We start from the raw sequence: 358 nt of genomic DNA on the forward strand, positions 1-358 counted from the left end.
TCCAGCACATCTACCAGCACACCGTGCGCGGAGACCTGGCCAACACGGCGTACATACGCGATGTCACCGCGCTCGGTGCCGAGGTACGCACCACGGACCAACTGGTCGACCGCATGATCATCTACGACCGGGAGATCGTGTTTCTGCCCGAACAGGGCGTCGAGGGGCGGCCACCGGGAGCCATCGTGGTGCGCGAGCCGACCCTGGTGGCGTTCCTGTGCAAGCTCTACGACCATCTGTGGCTGCAGGCCACCCCGTTCGAGCCCGACGGCGAGGAGCACACCGACATCTCCGACGATGTGAAGTGGGCCATCGTCAAGCTGATGGCCCAGGGCTACAAGGACGAGATGGTGGCCCG

The 358-nt window shown here is 65.1% G+C and carries 1 pseudogene; it reads left to right on the plus strand.

Going from position 1 to position 358, the window contains the following annotated elements:
- Nucleotides 1-358 (plus strand): annotated as a pseudogene (locus TN53_RS43095) (hypothetical protein); the annotation flags it as partial.

This window comes from Streptomyces sp. WM6386 (assembly GCF_000972385.1).
Classification (GTDB): Bacteria; Actinomycetota; Actinomycetes; order Streptomycetales; family Streptomycetaceae; genus Streptomyces.